Origin of the sequence: Psychromonas sp. B3M02 (assembly GCF_003318165.1) — a bacterium.
GTDB lineage: Bacteria > Pseudomonadota > Gammaproteobacteria > Enterobacterales > Psychromonadaceae > Psychromonas.
Genome location: NZ_QOCB01000144.1, coordinates 26,640 through 43,009, shown reverse-complemented (window position 1 = coordinate 43,009; position 16,370 = coordinate 26,640). Strand labels below are relative to the sequence as shown.

The 16,370-nt window shown below is 40.6% G+C and carries 14 protein-coding genes; 11 read left to right on the top strand and 3 right to left on the bottom strand.

Annotated elements, in window-relative coordinates; translation table 11 throughout:
- Positions 1–71: 71 nt before the first annotated feature.
- Positions 72–1,322, bottom strand: a complete 1,251-nt coding sequence (locus tag DS885_RS16005; protein ID WP_113820409.1) for an MFS transporter — start codon at positions 1,320–1,322, stop codon at positions 72–74.
- Positions 1,323–1,627: 305 nt separating this feature from the next.
- Here DS885_RS16005 and DS885_RS16000 point away from each other — a divergent pair, with 305 nt between their 5' ends.
- The 9 genes from DS885_RS16000 (at position 1,628) to DS885_RS15960 (ending at position 10,861) form a co-directional block, all read left to right on the top strand.
- Positions 1,628–2,833 (top strand): isochorismate synthase, encoded by a 1,206-nt coding sequence (locus DS885_RS16000; protein ID WP_113820408.1) that lies wholly within the window; start codon positions 1,628–1,630, stop codon positions 2,831–2,833.
- Positions 2,833–4,512 carry a (2,3-dihydroxybenzoyl)adenylate synthase gene (locus tag DS885_RS15995; protein WP_113820407.1) on the top strand — a complete coding sequence of 560 codons (1,680 nt, stop codon included), beginning with the start codon at positions 2,833–2,835 and terminating at the stop codon, positions 4,510–4,512. The genes DS885_RS16000 and DS885_RS15995 overlap by 1 nt, the downstream gene beginning before the upstream one ends.
- A 10-nt stretch (positions 4,513–4,522) precedes the next feature.
- Complete coding sequence (locus tag DS885_RS15990; protein WP_113820406.1) at positions 4,523–5,413, top strand: isochorismatase family protein; 891 nt, start codon at positions 4,523–4,525, stop codon at positions 5,411–5,413.
- Complete coding sequence (gene dhbA / locus DS885_RS15985) at positions 5,414–6,184, top strand: 2,3-dihydro-2,3-dihydroxybenzoate dehydrogenase (protein WP_113820405.1); 771 nt, start codon at positions 5,414–5,416, stop codon at positions 6,182–6,184.
- An 8-nt stretch (positions 6,185–6,192) separates the two neighbouring features.
- Positions 6,193–6,924, top strand: a complete 732-nt coding sequence (locus DS885_RS15980) for a 4'-phosphopantetheinyl transferase family protein (RefSeq protein WP_113820404.1) — start codon at positions 6,193–6,195, stop codon at positions 6,922–6,924.
- Between the two features lie 89 nt (positions 6,925–7,013).
- Positions 7,014–8,027 (top strand): Fe2+-enterobactin ABC transporter substrate-binding protein, encoded by a 1,014-nt coding sequence (gene fepB, locus DS885_RS15975; protein ID WP_113820403.1) that lies wholly within the window; start codon positions 7,014–7,016, stop codon positions 8,025–8,027.
- Entirely contained in the window at positions 8,020–9,036 is a 1,017-nt protein-coding gene (locus DS885_RS15970) for a Fe(3+)-siderophore ABC transporter permease (protein ID WP_113820402.1), read from the top strand. The genes fepB and DS885_RS15970 overlap by 8 nt, the downstream gene beginning before the upstream one ends.
- Positions 9,033–10,019, top strand: a complete 987-nt coding sequence (locus DS885_RS15965; RefSeq protein ID WP_220149723.1) for a FecCD family ABC transporter permease — start codon at positions 9,033–9,035, stop codon at positions 10,017–10,019. Before DS885_RS15970 ends, DS885_RS15965 begins: the two co-directional genes overlap by 4 nt.
- Positions 10,019–10,861 (top strand): ABC transporter ATP-binding protein, encoded by an 843-nt coding sequence (locus DS885_RS15960; RefSeq protein WP_113820401.1) that lies wholly within the window; start codon positions 10,019–10,021, stop codon positions 10,859–10,861. The genes DS885_RS15965 and DS885_RS15960 overlap by 1 nt, the downstream gene beginning before the upstream one ends.
- A 22-nt stretch (positions 10,862–10,883) precedes the next feature.
- Here DS885_RS15960 and fes read toward each other — a convergent pair whose 3' ends face one another.
- Together fes and DS885_RS15950 are read right to left on the bottom strand one after the other, a co-directional pair.
- Complete coding sequence (fes, locus tag DS885_RS15955) at positions 10,884–12,197, bottom strand: enterochelin esterase (RefSeq protein WP_113820400.1); 1,314 nt, start codon at positions 12,195–12,197, stop codon at positions 10,884–10,886.
- Positions 12,198–12,262: 65 nt separating this feature from the next.
- Positions 12,263–13,291, bottom strand: coding sequence for a helix-turn-helix domain-containing protein (locus DS885_RS15950; RefSeq protein ID WP_181817781.1), 1,029 nt, complete (start codon positions 13,289–13,291; stop codon positions 12,263–12,265).
- A gap of 138 nt (positions 13,292–13,429) precedes the next feature.
- Between DS885_RS15950 and DS885_RS15945 the strand changes: the two genes are divergently transcribed.
- Positions 13,430–15,457 (top strand): TonB-dependent receptor, encoded by a 2,028-nt coding sequence (locus tag DS885_RS15945; protein WP_181817780.1) that lies wholly within the window; start codon positions 13,430–13,432, stop codon positions 15,455–15,457.
- 430 nt (positions 15,458–15,887) lie between these two features.
- Positions 15,888–16,364 carry a Fe-S cluster assembly transcriptional regulator IscR gene (iscR, locus tag DS885_RS15940; RefSeq protein ID WP_113820397.1) on the top strand — a complete coding sequence of 159 codons (477 nt, stop codon included), beginning with the start codon at positions 15,888–15,890 and terminating at the stop codon, positions 16,362–16,364.
- Positions 16,365–16,370 lie beyond the last annotated feature (6 nt).

Sequence of the window (16,370 nt, the reverse complement as noted above, 5' to 3'; positions counted from 1 at the left end):
ATATGAGTGGGTGTCAGAACGACATTGTGTTGATTGATAAGAGGAAAATAGTTTCCTCTTATCTTATTGAATTAACTTTTAGCTATCGGAGGTGCTTGATTGTTATTGGGTATAATGAGCGAATCATGATTTACCCACCGCCATAATACTAATGGGGCAGCAACAGTAAGGAAGATACTCAACATCGCCACCCAATCCATACCAACAATTTTATTGTCAGCGGTTGTCGTTAATAATGCCGCAGATAAAAAACCAGCGGCTCCAGAAGCAACATTACTGACACTATTATTAATCGACATAAATGCCGCTCGTTGCGGTGGTGATGGTAAGTGACTAATGATGCTAGTTGTAGCGCTCATTCGTACCGTACTCACCGTCATCATGAGCGCAAAAAGTACAAATAAAGCATTGACTTGTGGTGTCTCAATAAAAATAAGATAGAGCGATAAAGCCACCAACAGTGCACTAACAATATGCAGTTGGTGGCGAATGCCTTTATCAAATAATTTCCCAGTAAATTGCAGAGCAATAAAACTGGCAGCACCGCCCCCAAAATACAATGCAGACATATGTTCTCGAGGAAAGGAAAGGTTAAACTGGAAATAAGCAGAGAAGTTACTAATGATCAGAAAATGCGCCAATATTTGAATCGCAACAACCAATAAAGCAATTTTAACTTTGGATTGTGCAAATAACACCGACACTGCTTTTTGCTTTGCCTTGCCACCTGATTGAATGTGTGAGGTCATGGTTGGGAAAGCCATCACGCATAAAACCGCTAACACTAGGCCTAACCCACCAAAAATCCAAAAGTTAATTTGCCATGAAAAATACAAAGAAACCAGCAACGACAATGGCACCATTAAAATAGCTGCGATAGAAAAAGCACTACCAATAAAGGCCATCACTCTGCCACGGTTGGGTGGTGGCGTCACATCAATTACAGCAGCCATTAATACCGATGAAGCTGGTCCAGTAAAGCTCCCTGATAAGGTGAATAATATTATCAAAGCTATCGGCGTGGTCGCAAAACCACAAGCAATTAAGCACAGCCCTCTTAATAATAAAAATAACACCAATACTGATTTCCGATCATATTTATCAAGGTGGTCAGCTAATAACCAAGTCAACACGGCAGACCCAAACATCGCCCCACCAATCAAGTAACCAATGTGCGCTGGATTTAAGTTAATACTCTTGACTAAATCAGGCCCTAACGGCACTACCATCATGAAACCACCGAGAGAAATAATATTGATCAAAAAAGCTAACCTAACGACCCAATTAGTGGTTGGCTTTACTGTGCTATTTTCTAAAGTCATAGACTCATCCTGAGAAAAAAATCAAATAAAAAGACAAATATTTATATAGCCATTCGTCAAAAAAGAAGTCGATTGTACACACAAAACAATTTCGATCGCAAATGATAATAATTATTAATTGCATTGATCTGTTATTAAAAACCATGCTAGCATTTTAAATGCACTCATCATTTTTTAAATAAAAAACAAATAGGGAACTTAGTAACAGAGCAACTGGCTAAGTTCAACTTTATTTATATTTATTAATAATTTACGAGAGCCGTTGATTTTAAAAATAAGCATTCAGTTTACAGGGGAACCTACTAATGAATACTGAAAACATTGATCAAAAAAATATTAAACAGAAAACCAAGCAAGCTAAAATGGAGTTCATTTTTACCTCTCCACACAAAATATTGACAGCGGAGGGTGTGAAAAAGACACTTTCAAATGAGGGATTGGATACGTCTGAATTTATAATCTCTGTTAAAAGTCATTTAAAAAAACTAAAAGAAAATGGCCATGAAAACCCTATTGCGATTGGTTCAATTCCCTTCGATATCAATCAAAAAACCGAGTTCTTTATTCCAAATAGCAGTACATTTTCCGAACATTTTAGTGACGGTACTGAGACTCAGGAAATCGATAGCACTAAACTAATTTCATTATCACAAGTGACTGGTGAACAACATTTCAAAGGGGCAGTTAATAAGGCCTTATCGCTCTCAAAAAATACACAATTAGATAAAGTTGTTTTATCTAGGGCCATCGATGTACAAACATCTGGCACTTTAAATGCGCAACGCATGGCGCGCGTTTTATATCAGCAAAACCCTTCTGCCTATGTTTTTTCAATTCCACAATCCAATGGCAGTACCTTAGTGGGAGCCAGTCCAGAATTGTTAGTTAAAAAACAGGGTAATCAAGTCAGTAGTAACCCGTTAGCGGGATCAAGAAAACGCACCGCAATAGCGACACAAAACGACGCACTTTCTGATGAGTTATGGTCATGTACCAAGGACCGTTTCGAGCATAAATTAGTGGCCGATGCCGTTTATCAACACCTCCAGCCCTTTTGCAGTGAGATTAACAATCCAGAAGCTCCTTCAATTATCGAAACCTCTGCCATGATCCATTTATCCACTAAGATTGATGGCACTTTAACGTCAGAAAATACCTCGGCACTTGATCTCGCTTATGCGCTTCACCCTACCCCAGCAATTTGCGGGACACCAGCGAATTTAGCAAAAGCAACTATCCAACATTTAGAAGGCTATGAACGCGCACAATTTTGTGGCGCTGTTGGTTGGATGGATTCTCAAGGCAATGGAGAATGGGTCGTCACTATTCGCTGTGGAGTGATCCAACAAAATGCCATTCGCCTCTATGCAGGAGCAGGCATAGTAGAAGGCTCTGATCCAGCCGCAGAATTCAATGAAACGGAAGCAAAACTAAATACCATGTTAAGCGCACTTGGTTTTAATGCCGCTAACGAAACACAACAATCAGCACAGACGATGGTACTTTCATAATGACAATTCAATTTACGCCATGGCCTGAACAATTTGCAGAAGAATACGTTAAAAAAGGCTACTGGAACAATCAACCCTTAACACATATTATCGATGGACAACTGACGGAAAATGGCCATAAAACAGCGATTATTTGTCACAACAGAGAGTTCACTTACCAACAAATTGAAGCACTCAGTAATCAACTTGCTCGCGAAATAGCATTAAAAGCGATCCCAGCAGGATCGACAGCACTAGTGCAATTACCAAATAGTGCTGAATTTTATATTGTGTATTTTGCTTTACTAAAATGCGGTATCGCCACAGTGAATGCGTTATTTAATCATAGCGTTCATGAGTTAACGGCATTTGCTCAGCAACTCAATCCTGCTTTATATATCTTATCAACAGAGCATCCTTTATTAACCACCGAAGAGCAGCAAAACACCTTAATCACAACATTAGCGCAGTATGGCACAAACAACAGCCAAGCTTTATTAGTGTCACCTATTCAGTCAGATAATGAAATAACGAAGCTACTCGCTGATATGCACTGGCTTGATGAGCAAAAATCATTGTTGTTAGATGGCAGCTATGCGGACAAAGTTACGCTGCAAACAGCAGCGGATCAGGTTGCTTTCTTCCAACTATCTGGCGGGAGTACCGGCACTCCAAAATTGATTCCTCGCACACATAATGACTACTATTACAGCATTAGACAAAGTGCTGTGATCTGTCAACTTAACTCAGATTGCGTTTACCTATGCGCCCTCCCAGCACCACATAACTTTACCTTGAGTTCGCCAGGTGCACTGGGCGTATTTTTTGCCGGCGGTACGGTTGTTACCGCGCCCGATCCAAGCCCAACCACTTGTTTTGAATTAATCAAGCAGCATAAAGTCAATATGACTTCATTAGTGCCACCTGCATTGCACCTCTGGATAAATGCAGTCGCTGATGATCAAACCAATCAACTATCCAAACTTAATACACTCACGCTTATTCAAGTCGGTGGCGCTAAGTTAAGCAGTACCATCGCAGAAAAAGTCAGTGTTGTATTGGGGTGCAAATTACAACAAGTGTTTGGCATGGCTGAAGGGTTAGTCAATTACACCCACTTTACTGACAACCAATGGCATATCACCCATACGCAAGGTAAACCTATGTCACCTTGTGATGAGGTTAAAATACTCGATGAATCAGGTAACCCGGTTAAACAGGGAGAAGTCGGCGCGCTATGGACACGTGGTCCCTATACCTTCAGAGGTTATTACAACGCCCCTATTGCTAATAGCCGAGCTTTTGATGAACACGGTTTTTATTGTAGCGGTGATTTAGTAAAACAAACTGAAACTGGCTATTTAATTGTAATGGGCCGTAATAAAGACCAAATAAACCGGGGTGGCGAAAAAATTGATGCGCAAGAAGTAGAAGAGCTGATGTTACAGCTTCCAGCTATCTCAGACGTTGCATTAGTGGCCATGGAAGATCCCGTATTAGGCGAACGCAGTTGCGCTTACATCATTAACAAATCAGAAATAAAAGCCAGAGATGTTCGCCGCTTCTTAAGAGAGCAAGGTGTTGCCTCTTACAAAATTCCAGATCGTATTACCTTTGTTAATAATTTACCCAAAACCGCCGTAGGTAAAATCGACAAACGTGCTTTACGCGCACTAACTTCTCTACAACTTACTGAATAACAGGATAATTATGTCTATTAAATCACTTGCCGCTTATACATTACCAACGTCAGAAGAGATCCCAACCAATAAAGTATCTTGGCCTTTTGAACCCCATAAATCAGCGTTATTAATTCATGATATGCAACAATATTTTGTCGAATTTTACGGTCAAGATAATCCCTTAATCGACCAAGTCGTAAAGCATATTGCGGAGCTTAAACAGTATTGTAAAACCAACAATATCCCAGTGTATTACACCGCACAGCCTCAACAACAACCAGAGGGTGACCGCGCATTACTCAATGATATGTGGGGAAAAGGTCTACCAGAGCATCCAGGGAAGCAACCTATCATTGATGCGTTATGCCCAGATCAAGACGATATCGTGTTAACTAAATGGCGATACAGTGCATTCTATCGCTCACCGCTTAAAGAGATGATGGATAACTCATCACGTGATCAACTGCTTATCTGCGGTATTTATGGTCATATCGGCGTCATGCAAACCGGTGTTGATGCATTTATGAATGACATAAAACCTTTTATAGTGGCCGATGGTATTGCCGACTTCAGTCGAGAAGACCACTTATTAGCGCTCAACTATATTGCTAGAAATGCCGGCAGAGTGGTCAGTAAAGATCACCTTATCAATACACCTGTAAGCACTGAACATCATATTGCCTTCACCAAATCAAGTTTACGCGCTCAAATAGCGCCCTTTATTGAAGACGCTGATGAGCTACAGGATGACGACAATCTGATGGATTTTGGATTAGATTCTGTTGCAGTCATGACGCTAATTGCTAAATGGCAACAACAAGGTATCAATGCCACCTTTGTAGATCTAGCTAAAGCACCCAGTGTGGATGGTTTCTGGCAAGTTATCTCCCAATCATCAGGTCAAGAAGGACAGGCTTAAATGGCAGCACAATCGGCGAATTCTCAGCAATGGCTCAATAAAACAGTGTGGGTAACAGGTGCTAACCAAGGTATTGGTGCGGCTACAGCAGAAATGTTCCTACAATTGGGGGCTAATGTGATTGGCTTTGATCAACAGTTTGCTCACCCTCACAGCCAAATCAAACAGGTCACGTTAGATATTAGTAATGAGCAAGCTGTGAAAGAGATTTGCCAGTCGCTATTGGAAACAGAAAGCAATGTTGATGCATTAGTGAATGTGGCAGGTATCTTACAGATGGGCAAAATAACGGAGTTAAGTAGTAAACAATGGCAACGTACTTTTGATGTTAACGTATCTGGCGCATTCAATGTGATGCAACAAGCGATTCCAGTGATGAAGGCTGCTAATACAGGCGCCATTGTCAGTGTCTCGTCAAATGCAACGCATATGCCTCGTATGTCAATGGCAGCATACAGTGCATCAAAGGCCGCATTAACCAATTTAACCATGGTGGCGGGTATTGAACTTGCTGAATACGGTATTCGTTGTAATGTAGTATCGCCGGGGTCAACACAAACGCCGATGCAATGGTCGCTATGGCAAAATGAAACCGGTGAAAAAAGCACCATTAATGGATTTCCTGAACAGTTTAAACCAGGTATCCCACTGGGAAAGTTAGCAACACCAGAAGATATCGCTGAAACCATTGTCTTCCTATGCTCCTCACAAGCCAACCATATAACATTGCAGGATATTGTTATTGATGGTGGTGCAACCTTGGGTAAATAAGGTTATCAGTGTTCATTCTAAAATGTGCCAATAACCTGTCACTAGATAACCCTGTTTGTATCGATACAGACTCTGTATCGATACAAATTCAAGGGCATTTAGTATTAGCCAGTTGTCATTTTGACTCAACTCGTTTTAATAATAACCAATTCAAGATCCTTAATATTGCAATGCCCACTGCATTGCAAAATGCAGTGGCAAAGCGTAAAAGTGAATTTTTAGCAGGTCGTTATTTAGCTAAAATAGCCATGAAAGAGTTAGGGTATGAAGGCATAAATATTGAAATTGACCAGCACAAAGCACCAATATGGCCTCTGGGTTTGCTTGGCTCTATCTCCCACTCAAACAACATAGCACGGTGTGTCGCCACTAAGTCACAAAACATACATTTTTTAGGCATCGATATTGAACATTGGTTATCTACCGCCGATGCACATTGCTTAGTGGATAACATTGTTGTTGAAGCAGATGAATACCAAATGATGCTACCTCATATAAGCTTTGAGCAGGCAGTCACGTTAATTTTTTCAGCAAAAGAGAGCTTATATAAAGCGATATTTAAAGAGTTTGGCCACTATATTGATTTTCATGCAGCCAAGGTGACCAAGCTGGATTTTACTACAAAACAGCTGACCTTAGTTTTATGCCAATATTTATCTGATACGATGTACATGGGTCGCCAGTTTATTTGTCAGTTTAGTTTGTGTGAGCGATCAGTTACCACCTTAATAAATGATTAGATCCCCTGCGTTAATATTAATGATTATCATTAGTACAAAATTAATGAATTTATCTATATAATCGTTTTATTTTTTTCAAGGTGTTACACATGATCCGATTGCTTGTCCGCCCTTTCTTGATTTTTTTCATCGGGCTTGTATTAGCAAGTTGTGATGATTCTCAAACATCCAATTCAACATTAGCACTAGATCAAATAGAAAAATCCCCTTCTGGCTGGCCAAGAAGTATCATGACCTCACAAGGGTTAGTGACTATTGAGGAACCGCCTAAGCGTATTGTCTCTACCAGTGTTACCCTATCAGGCACCTTGTTGGCAATAGATGCCCCTATAGTGGCTTCAGGAGCAACGATGCCCAACACTAATGTCGCTTCAGAAAAAGGATTTATGCGTCAATGGGACACGATTGCAGAGCAACGTGGTGTAAAAGCGTTATATCAAAGTGAGCCCAATGCCGAAGCCATCATCAAAGCGCAACCCGATGTGATCATTATTTCAGCAACTGGCGCTGATTCCGCAATGCGTTTATACGATCAACTTAAAGATATCGCGCCAACACTGGTGATTCGTTACGATGATAAAAGCTGGATCCAACTAGCACAAACCTTCGGAAACCTCTTTGGATTAGAAACTCAGTCCGAGTCAGTGATCAATTCATTTCAACAACAAGTCGAACAAACTAAACAAAATATTACCTTACCCGCCCAACCCACTACCGCCATGGTCTATACGCTAGATGACAGTGGTGCCAGTATTTGGACAAGCCAATCAGCTCAAGGCCGCTTACTTGAAACCTTGGGCTTCACCCTTGCCACTGTCCCTGAGTCGATCAAAGGCGATATCAGTATGGGCGTTCGCAATGATATTATTATTGCTAAAGGCGAGCGATTCGCAGATGCCGTAACAGGAAAATCCATTCTGTTATTTTCAGCTGAAAAAGCGACACAACAACAAGTATTAGACAATCCTTTTTTACAATCAAATCCAGCGGTTCAGAACAAACAAGTATACGCAGTGGGTAGCGATACTTTTAGGCTCGATTATTACAGTGCCAGCAATTTATTGAAACGATTACAAACGCTCTTTGGCAACAACAATGATTAATGGCCAAACACAAAACAGTGTAACGAGTCGTTATCAGTGGTTAATCCTTTGCATCCTATTGTTAGCTCTAATCATTGTTGCTAGCCTATGCATTGGGGCTAAACCTATATCCATCAATGATATTTATCAGGTGCTATTCTCCGATCAAACGGGGTTAACCAGTACCATCATCTTTGAGGGTCGCTTACCAAGAACCTTAAACGGCTTATTTGTAGGAATGGCCTTGGGTACGTCAGGCGCATTAATTCAAGCAATTACCAGAAACCCACTCGCTGACCCAGGCATACTGGGCATCAATTTAGGCGCGAGTTTAGCCGTTGCCATCGCCGTAGTCTTTTTAGGCGCAACGCAGTTTAGCGCGTTTTTCATTTATGCCGCACTAGGCTCATTAGTCGCCAGTTTACTCATCTTTGCCATTGGTAGCCTCAGTGCCGGTAAAGTTGATCCACTTAAGTTAACCTTAGCAGGTATCGCCTTAGGCGCTGTGTTTGCTGGGCTAAGTTCAGCATTAATCTTATTTAACCCACTCGCCTTTGATCAAATACGGTTTTGGACAGTAGGCAGTTTAGATATTCGTACCTTGTCAGTGCCCTTGTATATTGCGCCGATAGTTATTGTTGGGTGTTTATTGGCCTTAAGCATTACACCTGCATTAAATGCATTTGGTTTAGGTGACGCGTTAGCAGCAACCTTAGGAAGTAATCCTATACGAGTTCAGATCATTGGGTTAATTACCATCACCTTATTATGTGGTGCAGCCACCGCCGCAGCCGGTCCAATAGGGTTTGTTAGTTTAATGATGCCGCATATTGCACGTTGGATGGTCGGCCCAGATCAACGCTGGATAATCCCATTCAGTTTCATCCTCACTCCGTGCTTATTGCTGATTGCCGATATTATTGGTCGTTTACTGGTCGTCGGTGAATTAAGAGTATCTATCGTCACCGCCTTTATTGGCGCACCTATTCTTATCTATCTGGTACGTCGGAAAGGAGCCAGTAGTTTATGAGCGCCATGACAAAAAATCTACTAAGCAAAACCTTAGTATTAGCTACCGCATTAACTTTAGTTTATTTTACCTTGTTCATCGGTGATGATATTGCCAATAACCTACAAGATATTTGGCAATTAATCAGCGGCGAAGCAGACAAATATCAATCGATAGTCGTCTGGCAATGGCGTGCTTCAAGATTATTCTCTGCAATAATCATTGGTGCAGCACTCGCTATAAGTGGTGCGGTTTTTCAATCCTTAGTGAGAAACCCACTCGGTAGTCCCGACATTACAGGCTTTAACGTAGGTGCATTTACTGGGGTACTGATCGCCATTGCCCTCTTTGGAAATATCTACTGGTACAGTGTTGTTGGGGCAATCATAGGTGGTTTATGCGCCGCTATTTTAGTCTACCTATTTGCTTATCGAGATGGCCATTCAGGTTTTAGGCTGATTATCGTAGGCATTGCGATCAGTGCGACCTTAACCGCCTTTAATCAATGGCTATCGCTGACCGTATCATTAGAAACGGCAATGACCGCAGCACTTTGGAGCGCGGGATCACTTAATGGCATGACTTGGTTACGGATCATGCCGGCAACGCTATTAATTGTCGCTTTAATGGGCTTAGCACTCCTGCTTAATACGCGCATGAAATTGTTAGAAATGGGCGATGATACAGCCGCTGCACTAGGTATCTCAGTCAATAAAACACGCTTAATCATCATGTTAATTGGCGTCTCTTTAACGGCAGTTGCCACAGCAATTACAGGCCCTATCTCTTTTATTTCACTAGCGGCTCCACAAATAGCACGTCGATTACATCCACAAAAACATATTACCCTAGTGGGTTCTGCGCTAGTCGGTGCGTTATTACTTATGAGTGCTGATTTTATTGCTCAACATAGTATGCAAAACGCGACCTTGCCTGTCGGCCTTGTCACCATTAGTTTAGGTGGCCTATACCTGGTTTATTTAATTATTCGAGAAGGTAAATAATGACACAACAATCCTCTCAGCTAAGCGCTGTAAATACAGCAGAGACAAAACAAGCGGCGCTATCTACCCAATCAGTCACCCTAGCCTACGAACAAAACGTGATTGCCAAAGACCTCTCCGTTGATATTCCTCACGGTAAATTTACCGTAATTGTAGGCCCCAATGGATGCGGTAAATCCACCCTATTACGCGCTTTAAGCCGTTTATTAGTCCCGCAATCCGGTGAGATTTTATTAAATGGAGAGAATATTCACCACCAATCAACACGTGAGGTGGCGAAGAAGTTAGGTTTATTACCGCAATCAGCGATCGCTCCCGATGGTATTAAGGTCATTGACTTAGTCTCACGGGGCCGATTTCCGCATCAAAAATGGTTTCAACCATGGTCTGAAGCAGACCAAAATGCCGTTGAATTAGCGATGCAAGCGACTGGCGTAATAGATTATGCAGAGCTTAACGTGGATCAATTATCAGGCGGGCAACGTCAACGAGTATGGGTGGCAATGGCATTAGCACAGGAAACATCACTACTGTTATTAGATGAGCCCACCACTTACTTGGATATTGCACATCAAATCGAGTTAATGGATCTATTCCAAGATCTTAATCAAATTCAAGGGCATACATTGGTTGCGGTATTACATGATTTGAATCATGCATGTCGTTATGCAGATCATTTAATCATGATAAAGTCAGGCCAAGTTATTGCTACAGGTGCACCTAATGAGATTGTAACCGAAGAAATTATCCAACAAGTATTTGGTTTATCCTGTTTAATTTTAGCTGATCCTGTTTCTAATACGCCGCTCATTATTCCACGAGGAAGAAAAACGGCGAATTAATTTTAAATTAATAAAATCAAGCTTATGCGGGTAACAAGGTAACTAAACCATTCATTAACGATGAACGCCATGATAACCAGTCATGGCCCCCCTCCACTGTCTGGTAAGTTATATTGGCCCCTTTTTCCTTAAAAATTTTATAATGTAAGTCGTTATAAACACGTAACTGCTTCTCTGCATTGCCAACTGTCTGATAAATATCTAAGCCAGCCACACTAATCTCACTATTTGATACCCGGTCAGCCAAACTGTTTTTGGGTGCTGTTTTATCCCACTCAGGATTGGCGACTTTAAATGCGTCGGGGTCTTGCATTCTTTCAATTTCAGGCCACCAAAATGAACCAGATAAGGAGATCACTTTACTAAAATACTGTCGAAAATATATCCCCGCGTACACAGCAGATAACCCACCTAGACTTTGTCCTGCGACAAGATATTCTGTGACTGATTGACCCCTTTGCGATAGCTGCTCTTCCACTTGCGGTAACAAAAGCTCAGTGATCGATTGCCAAAAAGGTTGATAACAGCTTAACTCCTGCCAACGTGTTTTATTATCAATAGATGGAATTAATAAATAATGTGCTGCGTTAATTTGATTAATATTAGTTAAATATTGCAGTACCGATAAGGTGCCCGTATCGGCCCCCCATTTTTCTCCATCCAATAAAATAACCAAAGGCGCACTGCCCGCCGCCGTTGAAAAAATAGTACATTGTCGTTCACGGTTGAGCTCGGTAGCAGGCCAATTCACAAGGATGTTTTCAGCGATAGGCAAATTATTAAGTGTTCCTTGATCCCATTCATTCCACCCTAATTCTTCTGGTGCATTGGGTAAATGTAATGGCGAACTCAGTCCCCAACCGGAGGCAATTGACGAACCTGAATTTAATGGATCCACCTGCTGCTGTTTGACCACTTCTAACCACCAACGACGTTGTGCTGCTCTGCTGCCGTCGCAGCGCTGTTTAGTAAGCGCTGGGGATTGATGGTGTTGAATTGGAATAAAACAATAACTACCACGCCACTTAGCATCGATCGTTAAGCAAGCAAACCAGACATCACTCTCCTTGTACCGCACTAAGCAGCTAGGTTGCCAAGTATTATGATGAGTCAGTCCATTAACATTTAAAATAACTGAACTTGTTAATGATGAATACTGTTCGCCCTCGGGGTCACGCCATATGAATAGCACCCTGCAGCAGCCATCCTGTTGGGCTTTGATAAAGGGAGCTGCTGCACTTTTAGTGAGATTATTCCACCATCGAGATGAACCGATGGCATTACTTGAAAGATGAAACTGTGTTAATAGATTGTCTAAGGATAATGCGTTGTTCATTAATAACCTTTATGATTTTTAACAGAGATGTTAATAAAGAATAAGATAACTTGTCATTTAGATAACTAAACCTGATCGGTTTTAAGCATGAGATCCTGCGGCGGTATGCCAAACACTTTTTTAAATGCGCTAGTAAAATTGGAAGGATGACGATAACCAGCATTGTAAGCGGCTTCAGAAATAGATATTGAACCGGCTTCTAGTAATTGTTTAGCAATATTTAAACGACGACGACGAATATAACTTAATACACTGACTCCCATAGAGTTTTTAAACTTATGCTGCAAACTAGAGATACTCATTGCTGAAAATTTAGCTAAATCGCTAACCGACATATCCTGATCTAAATTAGCCTCTATATAAGAGACTAATTTATCCAATACTGGATCGTATTGTAACGATTCATGAGCTGAATGACCGCACTCGAACTGATTAAGAGCCTGAGTGGCATCATTTAGTTGCACAAAGACTTGAAGCAATAATTGTTGGGTTAACGATTCAAGATTCATCTGTTCAATATGCGACGTTGGCTTGCTTGATTTTATAATGTCACTGGTCAACGCTATTATTTCAGCATTGATTTGAAGCTCAAAGTGCGCCAAATGCTGATTGACTAATTGGCTAAAATTGTCGTCCGACAGGATACGTTGTGCAATCCACTCATGCGGTAAAATAAGATTAAGCTTAGTCACTTGATTATTTTTATAGAGGGTACGGCGAAAGCTCACAGAGCGAGTTAGGCTTACGATCACAGCCCGCGGTTGCTCAATCGCATCATATAAAAAGTTCAAGTCATCATAACCAAAATCTAACTTACCCTCTAACAAGATGGTAATACAAAGCGATTTTTTAGCGGTCGCAAGTACTTGAAAATCAACTAACTCTTTGGTTTTTCCACCATGCAGAATAAAGCTATTGTCTGCTTGGTAAGATATAAGATCCCCCTCTATTAATGCTAAACTTTGTTTCTTATTAGTAGGATTACTGCTAATAGAATGGCTATCAGAAAAGATGGTTTTTTGCCTTAAACCCCCCATTGTTCGAATAAAAGTACCTTTAGGTAAAGCCTGCTTTAACTTTCCTTGAAACTTCATATTATTTTTTTCCATAACCAAATAGCCATTTTGCATAACCTATTATGCTGTGAACTTGAAAGTATTTACCTTATCATTAATGCGAATCAATATCATTAACAACAAACATAAAAACAACATTAAATGGAATCAGGAAATATGAAGCATTGCAAAGTATATGCAGGCATTATGCTCGCGTTAAGCGGACAAGTCATGGCAGAAGAACCTTCACACACAGAAGTGATGATTGTGACAGGTGAAAAAATGGATCGCGATATCAAAGATACCACCACCGCAGTCACCGTTATACACGGTGAAGATATCGATCATACGGGTGCAAAAACGGTTAATGATGTGGTCATTAAAGCCCCCAATGTTGTGACTTCTGGTTTTGGTAGTGTCAATATCCGTGGTGTTAACGGTAGTGGTGCTGCAACGGGGTTCTATGCAATACGAAGCGGTGCTCGTCAGCGTGTTGATACCAATGTTGATGGCGTTTCTGATGCATTTACTGGCTATAACTTTAGTGGTTCAGGTGTTTGGGATGTTCAACAAGTAGAAGTACTGCGTGGCCCTCAATCAACAACTCAAGGTGAAAACTCAATTGGGGGCGCTGTTTCAGTTAAAACTAACGATCCAACGTTTGCGCCTGAATATGCTATTCGCGGTGGTGCAGAAATTTACGAAAACGGTAACGTAATGAAAAACGTTGCCTTAATGGCGTCTGGTCCAATTAATGATGAGTTAGCTTATCGTTTTGCCTTCGATGGTACCGATGGTCAAAGTTACATTACTTATGACGGTGACAGTATTCCAGTTGATCCTGAAGATTCACAAAATTTAAACTTCCGCGGTAAGTTATTGTGGGAACCAGCATTCAACGAAGACCTATCAATCAAATTGACAACCAACTACCGTAAAGCCGATGGTAACTACTTAAACTGGGCAAACTGGGATGGTGGTACAGGTTATGAAGACGAAACGCTCACACTCGGTACGAATTACAACGAATACCAAGACAGGAACTACAGTTACAACACTCGTATTCAAGACTCTGATGTATATAATGTTTCTACTGAAATTAACTACAAAATTAACAGTCAAGTAACCAGTAAAACGCTAATATCATACAACAGTCAAAGAAATATATTTGATCAATACCCAAGTGAACAAACTTATAATTTTAAAGATAAAACCGCTAAAATTGAGAGCCAATTAACCTTCACACCCACTGATTCACAAATCGATGGTTTCGTTGGGATCATGGCCGCTGACCGTGAAAATACAGTGTCCAGCGAAACTGCATCTACAGAAGGTAAAACCGATGAAACACGTTTAGGTGTATTCGGTGAAATGAACTATTACATTGATGACCAATTCACAGTAACTGCTGGTGCTCGTGTTCAACGTGAAAAGCAGCATAGAGAATACTCTAATACTTATGTAACTAATGAAGTAGATAATGACATACAAGACACTTACCTTTTACCTAAATTAGCCTTCACTTACAGCCCTGTTGAAGACACAACATTCGGCATATCGGTACGTCAAGGTTACAACTCAGGTGGTCTTGGTTACTATAACTACGACGGCGCTTCTGAGGTTTACACTTACGAAAGTGAGTCTGTGACTGCTTATGAGTTCAGTGCTAAAACAGCCTTTAATAACAGCACAACCATCAATACCGCGATTTTCTACAATGACTACGAAGACTACCAAGGTATCTCTGATTACAAAATCACTAATGTCGATGAATCACATACTATGGGCTTAGAAGTAGAATTATCACATTGGTTAACGGATAGCTTAGAAGTTCGTCCTGCCATTGGTTTATTGAAAACCGAAGTAGATAGCGATGACAGCTTTGCTGGTAACGAACTATCTAATGCACCAGACTTCAATGCATCACTTGCATTAACGCAATACGTGGGTGAAAACTTAACCCTAGGTGCGGATGTGACCTACGTCAGTGAATACTACTCTGACTTAGATAACACAGAAGACTACAAAGCAGGTGAATACGCCATCATAGGCACAAGTGTTGATTATACTATTGGCGACCTATTAATCAGTGGTTACATCACTAACTTAACAGACGAAGATGTCGTTTACTTAATTAACGGTGGCTACCGTGCTTCTGTAGGTCAAAGCCGTACAGTAGGTTTGAACTTAACTTACCGTATGTAAATACACTTATTAAGTCACACATAACCTAATAAAAAGGTGGATCAGCAATGATTCACCTTTTTTGCTTTTATCTTCAACGTCCATTCCAATAATTTAGCCCCCCTACTCACTATTTCCCACTAATATACGGCTGCACCTCCAGTCTTAGATTATTCCTTTATAAAGCCCTCATAATTCGCTAAAATGCCGCGCAAACAATGTGTTCAGACTTAAAATAAATAAAGTGATAGTGAAATGATAATAATTACCTTTTAAATGGTGTTAATTTACCCTCATCGGCGACCTACCAGCAGTCTATAATAATATATAACGCAATGATCTAAATAACTTTTTGGATATCCGACTAAAATAGTCAAGTAAATACTTGATTAAAACAGTAGGTTTTATGTATCATTACTACTCAAGAATAATTGACTGAATTGGATAGCTTATGCGTTTAACAACAAAAGGCCGTTATGCCGTAACTGCAATGCTTGATCTTGCATTACATCCAGAACAAGGCCCAGTGTCATTATCAGATATTTCAGAACGCCAAGGTATCTCATTATCTTATCTTGAGCAGTTATTTTCTAAACTTCGCCGTGTCTCTTTAGTAAAGAGTGTAAGAGGACCAGGTGGAGGCTATCAATTAGGTCGTTCAATTGACGATATTTTTGTAGCGCAGATTATGGATGCGGTTAATGAAGTCATTGACGCAACCGGATGTAAAAAAAGTGCAGATTGTAAAAATGGTGTCACTTGCTTAACTCACTACTTATGGTGTGACTTAAGTGACCAAATACATGATTTTTTAAGTAAGATCAGTTTAGGTGATTTGATGCGTCAACATGATGAACAAAACAATAAAACTGAACAAAGAATTGATAGTCAATTATTTACTATCCCAACTAGCGAAATGATTGGTTAGTTAGCA